At 71.1% G+C, this 492-nt stretch carries 1 protein-coding gene; it reads right to left on the minus strand.

What is annotated here, in order from left to right; all coding sequences use genetic code 11:
• Positions 1-492 (minus strand): beta-ketoacyl synthase N-terminal-like domain-containing protein (locus HG542_RS34085; protein WP_171088302.1); only part of this gene is annotated, 492 nt, incomplete at both ends.

Below are 492 nucleotides of genomic sequence, written 5' to 3' on the forward strand. Positions count from 1 at the left end.
CCGCGCTGGCGGCTGAACTCCACGAACGGGGTGGGCGTCGTCATCACCTGCACGCCGCCGGCCAGCGCCATGGAGCACTCGCCGCTGCGCAGCGCCTGTATCGCCCAGTGCAGGGCCACCAGGGACGACGAGCACGCCGTGTCCACGGTGACCGCGGGGCCCTCGAGACCGAAGGTGTAGGCGATGCGGCCGGACATCACGCTGGCCGAGTTGCCGGTCCCGAGGTGGCCGTCGGACTCGCCGGCCACCCCGAGCAGGAGGTTGACGTAGTCCTGGTAGCCGGACCCGACGAAGACACCGGTCCTGCTCCCCCGCACCGACTCCGCGTCGATGCCGGCCCGTTCGAACGTCTCCCACGTGGTCTCCAGCAGCAGCCGCTGCTGGGGATCCATCGCGACGGCCTCGCGCGGGCTGATCCCGAAGAACGCGGGGTCGAACTCCCCGGCCTCGTACAGGAATCCGCCGTGCCGCGCGTAGGTCTTTCCCGATGCC

It is taken from the genome of Streptomyces morookaense, assembly GCF_013030945.1.
Lineage (GTDB): Bacteria > Actinomycetota > Actinomycetes > Streptomycetales > Streptomycetaceae > Streptomyces > Streptomyces morookaensis.